This is a genomic window from Saliphagus sp. GCM10025317, assembly GCF_042663665.1.
Taxonomy (GTDB): Archaea; Halobacteriota; Halobacteria; order Halobacteriales; family Natrialbaceae; genus Natronosalvus.
This window is the reverse complement of the sequence record NZ_JBHTAQ010000007.1, coordinates 1,458,550-1,474,255: the sequence shown is the minus strand read 5'-3', so window position 1 is coordinate 1,474,255 and position 15,706 is coordinate 1,458,550. Positions and strand designations below refer to the sequence as shown.

Sequence of the window (15,706 nt, the reverse complement as noted above, 5' to 3'; positions counted from 1 at the left end):
CAGGCTGCTCCTGAAGGCCGACAGCCCTCAGAACAGATTCTCGAGTTCGTCGTTCGCGAAGGCGTCAGCCGGGTCGCCGGCCGCTTTCTCGTCCTCGACTCGCTGGGCCGCACGCGCGCGGTCGAGGAACTCCTGAATCCGGTCGGAGCGTTCGACGCCGCCCAGCAGGACCAGCGCGGCGATTCGATCGCTATCGAGGGGGAAGTCTCCACCTCGAACCTGCATGCTCTCGGTCTCATCCTCGAGCCAGCGCCGTGCCTTCTCGACTCCTTTGCGCGGAATCGTCTCCGGCTTCCCCGCGATGACCAGCAACGCCGCGTCGCCAACCCGCGCCTCCGGCAAACTCGTCCCGGTGAGCAACGCCTGCCTGGAGACGCTCATCACGCTTCGAATGTTCTGCGTGCTATCGTCGCTCGACGGCGCGCTCGCGTACCCCAGCGCGGCGATCCCACCCTGACGGAGTGTGTTGATGACCTCGCTCGAGTCGACGACGCTCTCACCGACGCCCTCGACGGCCTCGCCCGACGCGAAGAGCAGGCCGAATCGCTGCGCGATGTTTTGATTGATCGACTCGAATCCGCTCTCGACGCTCTCGCCCTGGCTGTGCCAGGCGTCGTTGTCGACGAGGATCGTCGCATCGGCCTCGCGAACGATCGTCTTCAGCGATCGGCCCGCGTTCGCCTGGTACAGCGACCCCTCGTTTCGCCCGGGGAGGATGCCGAGCGCGTAGACTGGGATGTCGTAGACCTGCTGGAGGTGGTGGACGAGGACCGGTGCGCCGCCGCTCCCGGTGCCGCCGCCGAGACCGGCTACGACGAAGATGGCCTCGGACCTGGAGGTGACGTGGCCATCGAGGTCGCCGAGCACCTCCTGGACGTCCGACTGCATGATCTCCGCACCGAGTTCGTTGTCGCCGCCGACGCCGTGACCGTTCACCCGGTCGGCGCCGATCAGGTGCGTCTCGACGTGCTCGAGCGACTGGAGGTCCGGGGTGGCGGAGTTGATGGCGAACGCTCCCTGGACGGCGTCGAAGTCCATTTCAGCGTCGAATTTCGTGAGGCGTTCGACCACCTTCCCACCGGCCTGGCCGATACCAATCAGGGCTACTTTCATATTCAGGAATCCGAGGGAATCAAGTTGAACGTTCCGGATCATTTTCACGGTCTGACGTTTATATGCGATGGCGCGGCCAGAGGGGGCCATGTTCCTGTTTCCCACCGCCCGCCGGGTGGTTCGACGGTACTGCGAGGGCTCGCCTCACTCGAGTACGGTTCCACCGATGGACCGTTCGAACCGGCGCGGGCAAACCGAACCGCTCGCCGCACTCGTGGCCGTCGCCACGGTCTGTCTCGCACTCGGCGTGTACGCTGGAGCACTCTCAGGAATGGGGCAGACGAGCAGCGATCGCTCCGTTGCAGAGCCCACGCTCGAGGCCGTGCACGCGACCATCGCTGCCGACGGTGTCTATGATCCGAACGGGCCGGACGACCCGGTCGCAAAGGTCCCGACGGATCGACTGCCCAGCGACCGGACCGTGACGGTGACGGTACTGGCGCTCGAGGATGGCCAGCCAGAAACGCGCCGCTGGGCGAAGTACGTCGACGGTCAGTACGAGCGTGGCTCTGCAACGGGTAACCGCCCGCCCTCATCCGCCCCGACACCCGGAGGGAGTGCTGACGACACCGCGACCCGTGCGATAGCCATCCTCGAGCCCTCGGGGAAAGTGTCGAGCGCCACGCTCCACGTGGAGGTCCAGTCGTGACGTCAGCATCCGGCCGCCTGTCATCAGTGCCTGACCTCCTGTCGTCAGTATCTGGTTTCGAGTCGTCCACGGCCGAAATCGTGTCGTCCACGGACGATACCGAGCCGTCCACGACCGATAATATCGAGACGGCCGTGGCTGATACCGGCGCCCGGAGGCACTGCATCGGCGACGACCGAGCCGTCAGTACAGTCCTCGACGTCGCACTCTGTCTCGTGTTGATGAGTGCCGCCGTCGGCATTCTCGGAATCTATCTCGCAGGCGACGAGGATACCAGCCACACCCCCGAAACGGCGACCCACGCGGTCGAACTGCTCGGCTCGACGACGGTCAGCGTCGAATACACGCTCGGACCGGCCCTCGAGCGCGCCTCCGAGGACGCTTACGACGACCCGGACGACTACACCAGGAGCGAACTCACGCGCGTGACACACGGCCCGGCCGCCGGCATCCTCGCTGACGCCGCACTCGCGAACGTGTCGCTCGAGGACGAACCGCTCACGCACGAGGGTCGCCTCTTCGCGATGGCGATCGAGGGGCCGATCGCCAGCGAGTTCGCGGTCGTCGACGGTGACGTCGCCGTGGCGGCCCACTGGACGCCCTACGAGGGGGCGCCGCTCGAGGGACGAGCGCGCATCGGCCCGACCCCATCGCCGACGGCCGACGTGAGTAGCGTCTCGATGACCGTACCTAGCGGCTTCAATTTCGACCGCTTCGACTCCGCCGATTTCGGCGGAGACGAGGACGACACCGAGAGCGAGGACGGGGGCGAGGGTGAGAACAAGGCTGGGAGCGACGAGAATCCAGACGTCGAGGCGTACCACCCTATCGCAACCAGCGTTTCCACGGCGATCGTCGAGGGATACTTCCCGCCGGAACAGACGTCGCTCGTACTCGAGCGCGGGGGTCTCGACCGGGACCGAACCGTCTATCGATACGAACGGTTCGCGACCGCCCTGGACGGCATCGACCCTGCCGACCTCGAGGACCCACTCGAACAGTCCAATAGCGACGCACAGGCGGCGAACGCACACCTCGTCGACGCCCTCGCTCGGTCGATGGCTGCCGACATGGAAGCGCGGTTCGATACCCCCGAAGAAGCCGCGGAGGCCGTCGCGGTCGAGGACGTCACCATCGTCGTACGGGTGTGGGAGACGTGACCCGAACGCCCACCATCTCGCTCGCGGACGACGACCGCGGGCGAGTCCCGTTCGCGCTCATCGGTGTGCTGTTGCTCGTCAGCAGTATCACCCTCGTCGGCGCGCTCGAGTCGCGACCGACCCCCGAAACCGACGTCGATCCCGCTGTCGCGATGGACCGAACGACCGCGGCGACGCAAACGGCCATCCGACACGCGACCTTGGACGCGACCGATCAGGTCGCCAGCGAGCCGATTATCGAGCCCGCGAACACTTCCTACGGGGACCTCGTCAACGCCAGTAGCGACCGCGAGATTCTCGAGAACTACCTCGCCCTTCGAATTTACTTGAACGTACAGAGGAACCTCGCGGGCGCCGGGCAGGACGTCCGCGGAACGACCACGACCGTTTCTGTCCCGCCAGCGAACGACCTCGAGTCGCTCGAACGTGGGATGGACCGGGTGACGGTCTCGGCGAACGACGCCGGCCGACTCGAGGTGACGATCGACGGCGTCCGAACGACCGTCGAACGCGACGGCGAGACGGTCGCAAGCCGCGTCGAACCCGTGACGGTCTCCGTGCCGACGCCACTATTCGAACTCCAGCGCCGGACGGCCGCCTACGAGACCGCTCTCAACACCGGTGCGCTCGAGGGATCGGGCTTCGGTCGGCAATTCAGTGGGCGACTGTACCCGCTCGCGTGGGCCCGCGGCTACGCCCAGTACGCCGGGATGCCGGTCTCGGAGGTGATCGCCAATCGCCACGTCGAGGTGACGGCCAACAGCGCCGCCTACGCGACCCAGCGCGGCGTCTTCGGGACCCAGGACGTCGACGGTGGCGACGCCATACGCCAGGCCTGGCTCTGTCTCGCCGCCAAAGACGGCGACGACCTCTACGGTGGCTACAACGACGGCGAGTCGCCGAGCATCGACAGCCAGGACGTGTGTGATTCCCTCCAGTACGTCTACGGCGATCAAGTCGGCGGCAATCCGCCCGAGGCGCCGTCACTGCAGGACCTCTCCGGTCACGCACCCGGGATGGACGAAGAACAGACGATCGCGGTCAGCGAGAGTGCGTACATGCCGCTTCGATACATGTTCGACGAGGAAAACGAGCATTCGATTCCGGCAGCGTTCGATCGGGTCTACACCGTCGACGCCGCCTCGAGTGTCACGATCGACGAGACGCATACGCGAGCAGAACCCGCCCCGCCCGACGAAGGCGCACACTGGAAGCGTCTGGACCGCTCGCCGAGAACGTATCGTACCACGACGGTAACCGACGTCACCGTCCGCGATTCAGGTCGGGCGAGTGCCTATTACACCTACGACGCCACCGTCGTCAACGGCTACGAACGCACCGCGACCTGGAACGACACCCGCACGAACGAGACTGAACGGATCGAGACGAACGCGACTGCGACGAGTACGTTCGACGTGCGCGTTCGTCTGTACGAAGCCGATCACAGCCCGGACTCGAGGATCAAGGCCCATACCGAGTACGGCATTCAGCGAAAATACGGTGGGACCGGCGTCTACTCGAGCGACTTCAGCGACGTCCCAGACAAGGCTGCGAACGCGTTCGTCGGCGCACGCACCGGAGCCGGTTTCGAACGGCTACTTTCGGACGCCGCCGTCGAGGCTCACTCCGGAGCCGACCTCGAGCGTTCCCTCGCAATCCCGACGCGAAAACGACTCGACGCCGACTACGAGTACGGGGTCCTGGAGGCCGACGTGGTCGAGGATATCACTGCGATCCAGGCCGACTTGGAGGGCCTCGAGGTGACCTTCGAACGTGCAGACATGATCAAAGAACCTGGCGAGGACGGACCCGTCGAGGATTTGATCGCGGAGGTCGAGGCCGAACGGGATGACTACCTCGACCGACAAAGTCCGTACGCCGACCCGGCGGAAAAGGCGATGTACGAGGCTCGGCTCGCATACTTCGAACTCCTGCTCTCTGACCTGGAGGCTGTGGCCGAAACGCACGACGACGTGATGGCCGAACTGGACGACGAACTCGAGGAGGCGAACTCCGGATTAGCGGATGCGACGGCGTACATGCAGGAGGCGATGAGTACGTCAGAACCGGAGCCGGAGCCGATCGAGGAGGTTCCGTTGCTTGAGGGAGTGACCTACCGGGTGTCGGGGTCGCCGTCGTATCTGGTGACGGAGAACGTGACGGCCGAGCGGGTGCCGGCTGTCGGGAACGATTCGGAATTTGCGCCGATGGCGACGCGAAATGCGAACTACTTCTCGATTCCGTACGATTCGGTAATGACGGGTATTCTGTCGAAGATTCCGAGGTTAGATCTCGGGGAGGAAGAGCAGCGGGTGCCGATGCGGACGGCGGGGGAGACGTTGCGGGCGGCGAAGTTGGCAGAGGCGGTAGGGGCTGATTTAGAGGGGGAAATAACACAGATTGAATCTGCAATTGGAACCGGGTTCTCAAGTATCTCTTACGATATCTCAGACAGTGTCTCTTCGGAGTTAGATGGAGGTGAAGATCCAAATTTTGAACGGAAACGTGTTAACATCGAATCAGCTATTGAATCATATCTCGACGGGCATGGATCGATCGATAAAACAGCTATCGACTTCGGGAATGGGAATATTACGAAACCAATTTCCGAAGCAATTGTAGAAGAAGTGGCTGATGATTACCCCAGCGACTTTGATGGGCGACAAACTGCATGGGAAGCAAAGGTTAAGGCGATTTCCCGCCCAATTATTACTGAGAATATCGCGAACGAGACTATCTCTTTCCAATCTGGATTAGAAGAGATAGACGCTGAAATACGAGCAGAGATTGACCAGATAACTGATGACGTAATCGAGAAACGGTTAGAAAATGCAGAGATCATCAACGAAGAGGGCGATATTGTCATTAATGATGAAGAGAAATGGTTGACAGGCGATGCACCGAAACGTGTTCCTGCTGGCATTCCAATTACACCTGTTCCGGGATACTGGGTTGCGACGGCGAACGTCTGGGACGTGGATGTGGCAGCAAAGTACGCTCGATTTGAAATCGCAGCCAATACTGGAACGCCGCTGGTTACTGGAGGAACGACCTATGTTCGAGAGGACAAGAACGTTTCAGTAAATATCGGTGGCAACCAGAAGCGACTAGGTTCGAATAAGGCGATATCGTTTCGAGGGAGCACGGTCGTCGTAATTGTTGTTCCACCTGGTGGACAAGGAGTTGGTGATCGTACAGGGGTTAGAACTGAATGTACGGAAACGTGGCCCGATGTTGGGCATCTCGAAAACAGCGAGACAGTAGCCTGTGGCTCCTAAGAGAGTTCTTCGAAAGTCCACTTACTCGAGTGCATAGATCGTTCCCTCTCTCGTTCCGACGAGAAGGGTGTCATCAACAAAAGCTGGTTCCGACGCGACTTCTCCATCGGTCTCGAAGTACCACCGTTCATCACCAGTTGTTCTGTCGAATGCATAGACGCCATCTTTTGATCCCGTATATGCTAATTCGTTTGAGAGGGAAACGTTCCCCCAAACTCCACCAGTTTGAGTGGTCCACTGTAGTTCCCCAGCAATTGCGTCTACACATGCAACACCGTCTCGAGTGGTGACAAAGACGAAACCATTATGATAACTAATTGGAGTGACAATTGTATTGCGAACATCACATTGCCATTCAATATCACCAGTCTCTAAGTCTAATGCGTATACGGATTGACTTTGACGGACCCCGGCGTAAACATGGTTTTCTCCAACAGACAACCCCATAATCCTTTCGTCAATATCTGTTTTCCATACTAACTCCTTCGTGTTAATGTCGATAGCATATACTGCTGAAGGGATACTCGCTGCGTACAAGGTATCGTTCGATACAGCGATCACTTCTGATCCTCGACCTTCGACTTCGTATGTCCACAGAATTTCTCCTGATTCAGAATTTATCGCAACAACTAGATTGTCGTCTGTATTTGCAAAAATTGTCTCCCCAAATACTCGTGGGCTACTCAATATAGCAAGGTTTTCACTGAACGTATCCCAGACGCGTTTGCTGGTTTGTCTATTCCATGCAATTAAGTTACCTGTTCCATCAACCGCAAAGATCTCTTCCCCATTTACTGCAGCACTCTCTGGAAACATTGACGCACCTCGATCTACTGACCATTCGACTCCTCCCTCGAGCAAATCAATCGCGTAAAATGTTGAATCCCAACTTCCAATATACACCGTCCCATCAGCAATTGCCGCTCCACCCGTAATCCGGCCACCAGTCTCGAGTCGCCATCGCTCCGAAACCGAGTCCGTCGGGCCAGTTGCGGTCGGATGATATCCCGTATTCTGGATGTCGACACCGGCCATCGGCCACTCGTCGCTTGAGATAGTCGGTTCCTCGCCGGATAATCCCGAGACGAGTCCGCCATCGCTCGAGCCAGTGGATTGAGAGTCGTTCGAGTCGGTTTTCGGCGAATCGGAACTGCCAAAATCGGTACACCCGGCGAGGCTCGTGACGCTTGCACCAACGCACGTTGCGAGCCATCGTCGTCTCGTCTGGGAAGGCATTGACCGACAGATGCAGTAAAACTATAATAATGTATTGACTTGATTTTATAACCTTCATATAGGAATATCGAACCGAAACACGTCGATGAAAACCGACTTGGTGTTGACCGACCTTTCCCCACGTATGTTCTACGAGCAGCGTCTTTCCGTCCCGGACACTCGCGACTCGCTTCGAACCGAATACGACGACGACCTTCGATCGGCACTCGAGCACGCTGGCCTCGAGCAAGCCGAGACCGAAACCGACGTCGACCGATCGAAACTGGAGGCGCTCCGCGACGGGGAGGAACCGGACCTGACTCTCGAGGAGGCTGCCCAAATTCAGTCGCTTCAGGATGGCGAACCTGACCCGGAGACGATCGTCGAACTCGCGGGTGAACACCTGCTACTGGGGATGACGACGGCCGTCGTCGACGTGGATACGCTTGCGGCCGACCTCGACGGCGGTCTCGGCGCCACGGAGATTCAACAGAAGATCGAGCGCCGCGCCCCGATGACGTTCGAGGAGTACGTCGCGATTCAGTACGCGATCGTCGATCGCGGTATGTGAAGAGCGCAGTCGTTATGCACTCGGCTTCCCGAGTACAGATATGCGCGTCGCTATTCTCGGCTGTGGGTACGTGGGCCTGGAACTGGGCCGTCAGCTCGAGGAACGAGGCCACGAGACGATCGGCGTTCGTCGGTCTGCGGCTGGAATCGAAGCGATCGAGGACGCCGATTTTGAGGGCGTCCAGGCCGACGTGACCGACGCGTCGGCGCTGGAGGATGTCCCCGACGTCGATGCAATCGTCTTCGCCGCAAGCAGCGGTGGACGAGGTGCGGAGGCCGCTCGAGAGGTGTACGTCGAGGGGCTCGAAACTGCGATCCGAGTATTCGGCGAACGAGACCACCAGCCGACACGCCTCGTCTACACGTCCTCGACGGGCGTTCACGGCGACCACAACGGCGAGTGGGTCGACGAGGAGACACCGATCGAGCCAACCACCGAAAAGACCGAGGTCCTGGCGGCGGCCGAGCGAATCGCCCTCGAGGGGCCGCCCGAGTACGGGGACGGCTTCGAGGGAACGGTCGCCCGCTTTGCCGGCCTCTACGGACCGGACCGGTATCGCCTGGAGCGCTATCTCGAAGGACCGGTCACCGCGGGGTACCTGAACATGGTCCATCGAGACGATGCCGCCGGTGCGGTTCGATACCTCCTCGAGCACGACCTCGGTCGCGGCGAAGTAGTGCAAGTGGTCGACGACGAACCGGCGTCGAAGTGGGCGTTCGCGGACTGGTTGGCCGAGCAGAGTGGGCTCGAACTGCCCGAAAAGCGAACGAAAGCGGAGCGACTCGAGGCCGGGGAGCTCTCGGCGGCGGCTCGGCGACGAATCCTGACGAGCAAGCGGTGTTCGAACGCAAAATTGCACGAACTGGGATACGAGCCCGAGTACCCAACCTATCAGGAGGGATACGAGTCAGCGATAGCGGCGTATCCGGGTAATACGCCCTCGTAGACGGTTGTTACGGGCGGTTTGTGGGCGTTACAATCGAGGGGAACCTTCATGGGCATTCAATTTGAGTGTGGGGTATGGGAACCCGGGGCGGCACACGAATCGATCCCGTGGCCGATGGTGCGAGTGGTGGCGTCGGGATGGTCAGCGAGTCCATCGAGTCGTTACGGGTGATCGACCCGCTCGTCCTCTCGCTGGGGGTCGTCGGACTCGTGGCACTCGCACTCGGTGGCTGGTGGGTTCTTCGCTGGTTCAACCGATCGCCGGGGAATCGGCTGCGACGACTCCTCACGAAGTACGACGACGTGGCGGTCGTGATGCATCCGAACCCCGATCCGGACGCGATGGCCTCGGCGATGGGCGTTGCGGCGATCGCAGAGAGCGTCGACACCGACGCGACGCTCTACTATCCGGGCGAGATCCGCCACCAGGAGAATCGAGCGTTTCGAACCGTACTCGAACTCGAACTCGAGACCGTCGAATCGGCCTCGGACATCGACTCAGAGACGGTCGTGCTGGTCGATCACAACACGCCGAGAGGATTCACCGGCGCCCAGATGGTCGAACCGCTCGTCGTCGTCGATCACCACCCTGGAAACGGTACAGGAACGACGTTTACCGACGTGCGAACGGAGTACGGCGCCGCGTCGACGATCCTGGTCGAGTACCTCGAGGAGATCGGCGTCGACCTGGTCGATAGCGAGGACTCCGGTGGTGGCGACGTGGACTTGACCGAGGAACTGGCGACGGGGCTGCTCTACGGCATCCTCTCGGATACGAACCACCTCACGAAAGGGTGTTCGGCGGCCGATTTCCAGGCCGCGTCGTTTCTCTTTCGGGCCATCGACGAGGAGAAACTCGACCGGATCGCGAACCCGCAGGTGAGCGACGACGTGCTCCAGATCAAGGCCGACGCGATCCAGAAGAAGCGCATCGAGGGATCGTTCGCCATCTGTGACGTCGGCGAGATCGGTAACGTCGACGCGATTCCCCAGGCCGCAGACGAGTTGATGCACCTGGAGGGCGTGACGGCGGTCGTGGTCTACGGCGAACACGACGGCACGATTCACCTCTCCGGTCGCTCTCGAGATGACCGCGTTCACATGGGAGAGGCGCTGCGCCACGCCGTCAGCGACATCCCGATGGCGAACGCGGGCGGTCACGCGCGTATGGGCGGCGGCCAAGTGTCGGTCGATCACATGAACGGCATCGGTCCCTCCGACGGCGTGAGCAAACCGGAGTTCGAAAAACGCGTCTTCTCGGCGATGGCGGGCGAGCGTTCCTGACGCCGTCGCTATTGCCAGCCCACCGACCCGAACGACTCGAGAGCCCGGGGGAGAGTCGGTCTTTTACCGTCGACAGTCCAAGACATGAGCATGGCTACCGGACCGGCGACGTGGGAATACCGCGACGACCACTACGAGGAGTTCGGGCGAACCTACTTCAGGCGCTACGGCGACGGGCTACTCTCGAGCATCGGTCTCGGGACCTACCTCGGCGAACCGACGGACGACGTCGACGAGGACTACGAGGCCGCCATCCTGCGAGCGCTCGAGCGAGGGTGCAATGTGATCGACACCGCGATCAACTACCGGTGCCAGCGGAGCGAACGCGTCGTCGGGCGGGCCCTCGAGCGGACGGATATCGACCGCGACGCGATTTTTGTCGCGACGAAGGGCGGCTTCGTCCCTTTCGACGGCGAGCGCCCGGACAACCCGGGCGAGTACGTCAGGGAAACGTACGTGGAGCCCGGGCTCGTCGACCGCGAGGACCTCGTTGCGGGGAGCCACTGCATCGCTCCCGACTACATCGAGGACCAGCTGGATCGATCCCTCGAGAACCTCGACACGCACGTCGACCTCTACTACGTGCACAACCCGGAGACCCAGTTGCGAGAACGGTCCCGAGAGGCCGTCTACGACCAGCTCGAGGCGACGTTCGTCCGTCTCGAGGAGCGGGCCGCCGCGGGAGACCTCTCACACTACGGCGTGGCGACCTGGGAGGCGTTCCGGGTCCCGGAGGATCACCCGTCGTACCTCTCTATCGGCGAAATCGTCGAACGGGCCCGCGCCGCCGCGCGCGAAGCGGGCACGGGTGGCACGCACTTCCGAGCGATTCAGCTGCCGTTCAACGTCGCGATGGCCGACGCGTTCACGGTCGCGAGTCAGCCCGGTCCGGAGGGGCCCCAGAGCGTCCTCCAGTTTGCCACCGAAGCTGGGCTCAACGTGTTCACGAGCGCGAGCATCGCCCAGGGTGAACTCGCGAGCGACCTTCCAGAAGACGTGGCGACAGTTCTCGAGGGGGACTCGCCGGTCCAGCGGGCGATCAACTTCGCGCGGTCGGCGCCAGGGGTAACGACGTCGCTGGTCGGCACGAGTCGGCCCGAACACGTCGAGGAGAACGTCGATACCGGGCGATTCGACCCGCTCGGCGCGTCGACGTTCGACGACCTCTTCGTCGGGCCCGACAGCGATTCCGGCGAGGCCTAGCGAATCTCCTTCCACTCCCGCTCGCAGTCTGGACACCGCCGGATCGTGGTGATCGTGTCCGGGTCGTTCTCCGTCTTCAGCGGTTTCCCGCACTCGGCGCAGGTTACTCGCTCGTAGGTGTCTTTCTCGAGTTCCCCTTCGCGGAGCGCCTTCCGGATAGATTTCATGTTGACCACCTACGAAGGTGGAGAAGAAAAAGACCGGTGTCTCGGAACTATTTCGATTCGAATGTCACTGACCCCGCGTAGATACGGGCCAAAGCGCGTTGCCACCGGGTTTCGGGCCGCGTACGGGCTGGTCGTCCCGTTCGTAGAGTTGAGATAGTCGAAATAACAGCCTCGAGGCGGGCTTCGCCGAATTCGTCGCCGTTTTTACCCTCCAGCCGAACGATTCATCGATGGAGTACACGCAGGAGCGCGTCGCCACTCTCCACCGACTGACGGAGGCCCCCGTCGGATTCGACGGCCTCGAGCCCGTTCTCGAGCGGACCGTCGTCGTCGTGCCGATGACCGATCGGGAACAGGAGCGTCCCGCGGCGACGGGCGTCCTGTCGGCGCTCGAGTCGATTCGGCGGCCCCCGAACGCGTGATCGTTCCGGTACGGGCCGACCCCGACCGGATCGAGTCGTTTCGCGAGTGGGCCAAGTCGTTCGACCTGCCGGTCCAGGTGCTGTGGTGTAACGCACCCGCCGTCGAGAATCTGCTGGCGAGGAAGGGACTCGACGGCGATCTAGGGAAGGGTCGGGACGTGTGGCTCGCGCTCGGTCCAGCGATTTCCCAGGGAGAGTACGTCGTCGTCCACGACGCCGACGCCACGAGCTTTCGGCCGGACCACGTCGCCCGGTTGCTCCAGCCGCTGGCGATGGGCTACGACTTCTCGAAGGGGTACTACGCGCGCGTCGAAGACGGCCAACTCTACGGGCGGCTCTGTCGGCTCCTCTACGAGCCCCTCGTCGAGGCGCTGCGCACCGAGCACGACGACCCCGTCGTCGAGTACCTCGCCGCGTTTCGATATGCGCTGGCGGGCGAGTTCGGGATGACGGCCGACCTCGCCAGCCGACTCCGGCCGCCCCGGGCGTGGGGACTCGAGGTGGCGACTCTCGGCGACGCGTTCGAGCACGCTGGCTTCGAGGGATCCGCGCAGGTCGACCTCGGCGTCCACCGACACGATCACCGAACCGTCGACGGCGAATCCGGCCTCGAGGGAATGAGTCGGGACGTCGCCTCCTCTATTCTTCGCGTACTCGAGGCCAACGACGTCGACATCGACTACGAGACCCTGGCGACGCGTTACCGCGCGGTCGCCGACCGTCTGATCGACCAGTACGGGGCCGACGCCGCATTCAACGACCTCTCGTACGATCGAGACGGGGAACGAGAGCAGGTAACGCGCTACGCGAGGTCGCTCACCCCACCCGGAGGGGAACGACGGTTCCCGCCCTGGACGGCGGCTCCCATCGATCCGGACGCGCTCGCCCAGGCGGCGACACCGTGGACGCCTTCGGCCGCCTCGCTCGAGTCGACCACGCAAGACTAATCACCGCTTCGTTCGTTGCAGGAGCTATGGGGACCGGACTCGACCAGCGGACGAGCGACGAACTCGCCGGGATCGTCGACCTCTTCGGCGGCCTCACCCGGACGGAACTCGAGCGCGCCCTCTCGGAGGTCGCGTTCCGCGCGGACGGGCAGTCGGTCGACGAGGACGCTGCAGCGGGAGCGATCGAGGCGTCGCTGGACGCGTTCGCGTTGGTTCGATACGAACCCCGTGGTGACGGTCACGCCACCGACGGAGGTGCCGAGGACAGCGACGTCGACGTCGACGGCAACGGCAATGGGGACGAGGACGCACTCTTCGTCCCCGGTCCGACCGCGTTCCCTCGCACCCCCGAGCACGCGGAGGACCTTCCGCACATCCTCGACGTGTCTCCGCGCGACCCTGACCAGGACGCGGTCGGGAAGGCCGCTCGAGACCGGTTTCTGGCGGACGTCGAGGCGGTGCTCGAGGATGAGGGCGGGCGTGACGACGGTAGCGAGAAGGTGGACGAGGATAACGACGAAACCGAGAACGTAGACGGGGGCGACAACGAAACCGAGAGCGTGGACGAAACGGCCATCGAGGACCTGATCGATCTGAGCTACGACCTCGAGGCGTGGGCTCCGCTCGACCTGACGGCCGAACGAACAAGACTCGTCGAGGCGCTCGGGGACGCCTGACCAGGGATCCGTATGACGACACGACGGCTCACACTCGAGGCGGTCACCGACTTTCAGCCCACCGAGATCGACGACCAGCCGTACGATGCCGCCGTACTCGCCCCCGTGGTCGACCGCGACGGCGAGGACCACCTGCTCTTTACGCGCCGGGCCGACCACCTCGGAGAACACCCCGGCCAGATGAGTTTTCCCGGCGGCGGCAGGGAGCCACACGACGGCTCGATCCTCGAGACCGCCCTCCGGGAGGCCGACGAGGAGATCGGTCTCGAGCCGTCGGCGGTCGACGTGGTCGGCCAGCTGACGACATTCGAACGGTCACGGAGTACGCCGTCACGCCGTTCGTCGGGCGGATTCCGGATCGTTCGTACGACCCGGACGAGCGCGAGGTGGCCGAAATCGTCGTCCTGCCGCTCTCAGGATTTCTCGACCCGGACAACTACGAGTACGACAGACGCGACCACCCCTACTACGGCGACATCGTCATCCACTACTTTCACGTCGACGGCTACACCGTCTGGGGGGCAACCGGGCGCATTCTCGTCCAGTTGCTCGAGCTGTCGACGCCGTTCGAGGCGCCCGAGCGGGTCGAACGCTCGCAGTACTGACGACCCGCCGTGGTAGGTGGGTAGGTAGGTATGTACCAGAAGATCTGTATTGACCGACTCACCGAACGATCGTCACGGGGACCGGCGACCGACGAGCGACCGTCTCCGCGACGCTCCCCAGGAGGATGCGACTCGCACCCCGTCGACCGTGGCTCCCGATGACGATCTGATCGACCGAGTGCTCCTCGGCGTAGTCGATGATCGAGTGCGCGACGCGACCGACAACGAGTTCGGTCTCGCAGTCGACGCCGCGGTCGGCCGCCTTCTCGGCGACGTTCTCGAGCAGTGTTTCGCCACGTTCCTTGCTCTGTCGGTGGATCTCCTCGTAGTTGATCATCGCGCCGCCCTCGAGACCCGGCGCCCCGTAGAGGTCGGCCGGGTCGATGACGTGGAGGCCGACGATGGTCGCGTCCGGGTGCTCCTCGAACGCGAACTCGAGGGCGTCTGCCGCACGGTCGGAGCCGTCGACTGGAACCAGGATTCGGTTTCGCATGGGTGAACGTATACGCTCCAGTATGTTAATATCGGCCACCGTTCCCGGCGGGATGGAACGGCCAGCATCTCCCGTTCTCGGCAGGCTGAAGTCTCTTGCACGGTCGACCGCGCCACGAAAATGGCGCCGCTGCTCGAGAAGAGCAGAACGCGTTCACAGAAAGTGAGTCTCGAGTGCTCGAATGGACGAGTGCTCGAGTGGCCGAGTCCGCGATTACTCGGAACTGCGTTTGCCGCTGTTCAGCGATGGACGGACCTGCTCGGTTCCCTTGCCGCGGTTGTAGAGACCACGGTTGGACTTGCCGGCGTTGGTCAGCCCGCGGAAGGCGCGGTTCTTGTGCGTGTCGGCACAGATCCAGTTGAGGTCGTCGTCGTTTTCGATGGCGGGGTGGTTCGGGTCGACGAGAATCACTTCGAACCACTTCTGCCCGCCGTCTTCACCGACCCAGTAGCTGGCGAGGACGCGGAGGTTGGGGTACTTTCGGGAGACGCGCTCTTCACCGATGCGCTGGATGTTTTTCCGGCGCCCGATGCGGTTGACGCCCTGGCGCTTCGTCCGGCGCCCGGCCTTGTGTCGCTGCTTGCGCGCGTTCCCTTTACGGACGGCGACGCGCGTCACGACGATGCCTTGCTTCGCTTTGTAGCCGAGTTCGCGCGCCTTGTCCAGTCGCGTCGGGCGCTCGATGCGCTCGATGGCGCCTTCTTTGCGCCACTTCTGTTTTCGTTGCCACTGCAGTTCGCCGAGCTTACCGTCGCCCGGGTTCTTCCATGCCTCCTTGATGTGGGAGTAGAAGCTTCGTGCCATTGGTAGTCTGCGGGCGTTTCCCGGTTCAGAAGCGATCTCGCGTTCGACACGCGAGTAGCTTCCACATTCCAACCTGTGGCGCGAGCCGAACAGGTGCCCGCCGTCGCCCGCGGACCGACGAGTCGGTTGGTGCTATCAGCGTGGCGGGTATAAGCGCTTCGAACCGTCCGTTC

At 62.7% G+C, this 15,706-nt stretch carries 13 protein-coding genes and 2 pseudogenes; 10 read left to right on the top strand and 5 right to left on the bottom strand.

The features are described 5' to 3' along the window. Positions 1-27: 27 nt before the first annotated feature. Positions 28-1,113: a tubulin/FtsZ family protein gene (locus ACFQS4_RS21910; protein WP_500196576.1), complete on the bottom strand. Its 1,086-nt coding sequence runs from the start codon at positions 1,111-1,113 to the stop codon at positions 28-30. 88 nt (positions 1,114-1,201) lie between these two features. On the opposite strand from ACFQS4_RS21910, the gene ACFQS4_RS21905 reads away from it, so the two are divergent. From ACFQS4_RS21905 to ACFQS4_RS21895, 3 genes are all read left to right on the top strand, one after another. Further along, positions 1,202-1,762: a DUF7285 family protein gene (locus ACFQS4_RS21905; RefSeq protein WP_500191615.1), complete on the top strand. Its 561-nt coding sequence runs from the start codon at positions 1,202-1,204 to the stop codon at positions 1,760-1,762. A gap of 134 nt (positions 1,763-1,896) precedes the next feature. After that, the gene (locus ACFQS4_RS21900; protein WP_500196574.1) at positions 1,897-2,922 is read left to right on the top strand and encodes a DUF7284 family protein; all 1,026 of its coding nucleotides are present in this window, start codon (positions 1,897-1,899) and stop codon (positions 2,920-2,922) included. Next, positions 2,910-6,200 carry a DUF7286 family protein gene (locus tag ACFQS4_RS21895; protein ID WP_500191618.1) on the top strand — a complete coding sequence of 1,097 codons (3,291 nt, stop codon included), beginning with the start codon at positions 2,910-2,912 and terminating at the stop codon, positions 6,198-6,200. Before ACFQS4_RS21900 ends, ACFQS4_RS21895 begins: the two co-directional genes overlap by 13 nt. A gap of 21 nt (positions 6,201-6,221) precedes the next feature. On the opposite strand, the gene ACFQS4_RS21890 is transcribed toward ACFQS4_RS21895, so the two are convergent. Continuing rightward, positions 6,222-7,235, bottom strand: a complete 1,014-nt coding sequence (locus ACFQS4_RS21890) for an outer membrane protein assembly factor BamB family protein (RefSeq protein ID WP_500191622.1) — start codon at positions 7,233-7,235, stop codon at positions 6,222-6,224. Between the two features lie 325 nt (positions 7,236-7,560). Between ACFQS4_RS21890 and ACFQS4_RS21885 the strand changes: the two genes are divergently transcribed. From ACFQS4_RS21885 to ACFQS4_RS21870, 4 genes are all read left to right on the top strand, one after another. After that, the gene (locus tag ACFQS4_RS21885; RefSeq protein ID WP_500191625.1) at positions 7,561-7,986 is read left to right on the top strand and encodes a DUF5791 family protein; all 426 of its coding nucleotides are present in this window, start codon (positions 7,561-7,563) and stop codon (positions 7,984-7,986) included. Between the two features lie 40 nt (positions 7,987-8,026). After that, positions 8,027-8,932 carry an SDR family oxidoreductase gene (locus tag ACFQS4_RS21880; RefSeq protein ID WP_500196572.1) on the top strand — a complete coding sequence of 302 codons (906 nt, stop codon included), beginning with the start codon at positions 8,027-8,029 and terminating at the stop codon, positions 8,930-8,932. 137 nt (positions 8,933-9,069) lie between these two features. Next, the gene (locus ACFQS4_RS21875; protein WP_500191666.1) at positions 9,070-10,215 is read left to right on the top strand and encodes a DHH family phosphoesterase; all 1,146 of its coding nucleotides are present in this window, start codon (positions 9,070-9,072) and stop codon (positions 10,213-10,215) included. A 90-nt stretch (positions 10,216-10,305) separates the two neighbouring features. Further along, positions 10,306-11,418 (top strand): aldo/keto reductase, encoded by a 1,113-nt coding sequence (locus ACFQS4_RS21870; RefSeq protein ID WP_500196570.1) that lies wholly within the window; start codon positions 10,306-10,308, stop codon positions 11,416-11,418. On the opposite strand, the gene ACFQS4_RS21865 is transcribed toward ACFQS4_RS21870, so the two are convergent. After that, positions 11,415-11,585: an HVO_0758 family zinc finger protein gene (locus ACFQS4_RS21865; RefSeq protein ID WP_253436567.1), complete on the bottom strand. Its 171-nt coding sequence runs from the start codon at positions 11,583-11,585 to the stop codon at positions 11,415-11,417. The two genes, ACFQS4_RS21870 and ACFQS4_RS21865, sit on opposite strands and share 4 nt — an antisense overlap. A 230-nt stretch (positions 11,586-11,815) precedes the next feature. Between ACFQS4_RS21865 and ACFQS4_RS21860 the strand changes: the two are divergent. The 3 genes and pseudogenes from ACFQS4_RS21860 (at position 11,816) to ACFQS4_RS21850 (ending at position 14,236) form a co-directional block, all read left to right on the top strand. Beyond that, a pseudogene (locus ACFQS4_RS21860) lies at positions 11,816-12,954 on the top strand (glycosyltransferase family protein). A 26-nt stretch (positions 12,955-12,980) separates the two neighbouring features. After that, a complete protein-coding gene (locus tag ACFQS4_RS21855) occupies positions 12,981-13,631 on the top strand; it encodes a DUF7109 family protein (RefSeq protein ID WP_500191634.1) in 651 nt (216 codons plus the stop codon). Positions 13,632-13,643: 12 nt separating this feature from the next. Continuing rightward, a pseudogene (locus ACFQS4_RS21850) lies at positions 13,644-14,236 on the top strand (NUDIX hydrolase). 58 nt (positions 14,237-14,294) lie between these two features. Here ACFQS4_RS21850 and ACFQS4_RS21845 read toward each other — a convergent pair. Then, positions 14,295-14,729: a universal stress protein gene (locus tag ACFQS4_RS21845; RefSeq protein ID WP_254157156.1), complete on the bottom strand. Its 435-nt coding sequence runs from the start codon at positions 14,727-14,729 to the stop codon at positions 14,295-14,297. A gap of 213 nt (positions 14,730-14,942) precedes the next feature. Beyond that, the gene (locus tag ACFQS4_RS21840; protein WP_500191642.1) at positions 14,943-15,533 is read right to left on the bottom strand and encodes a 50S ribosomal protein L15e; all 591 of its coding nucleotides are present in this window, start codon (positions 15,531-15,533) and stop codon (positions 14,943-14,945) included. Between the last annotated feature and the right edge of the window lie 173 nt (positions 15,534-15,706).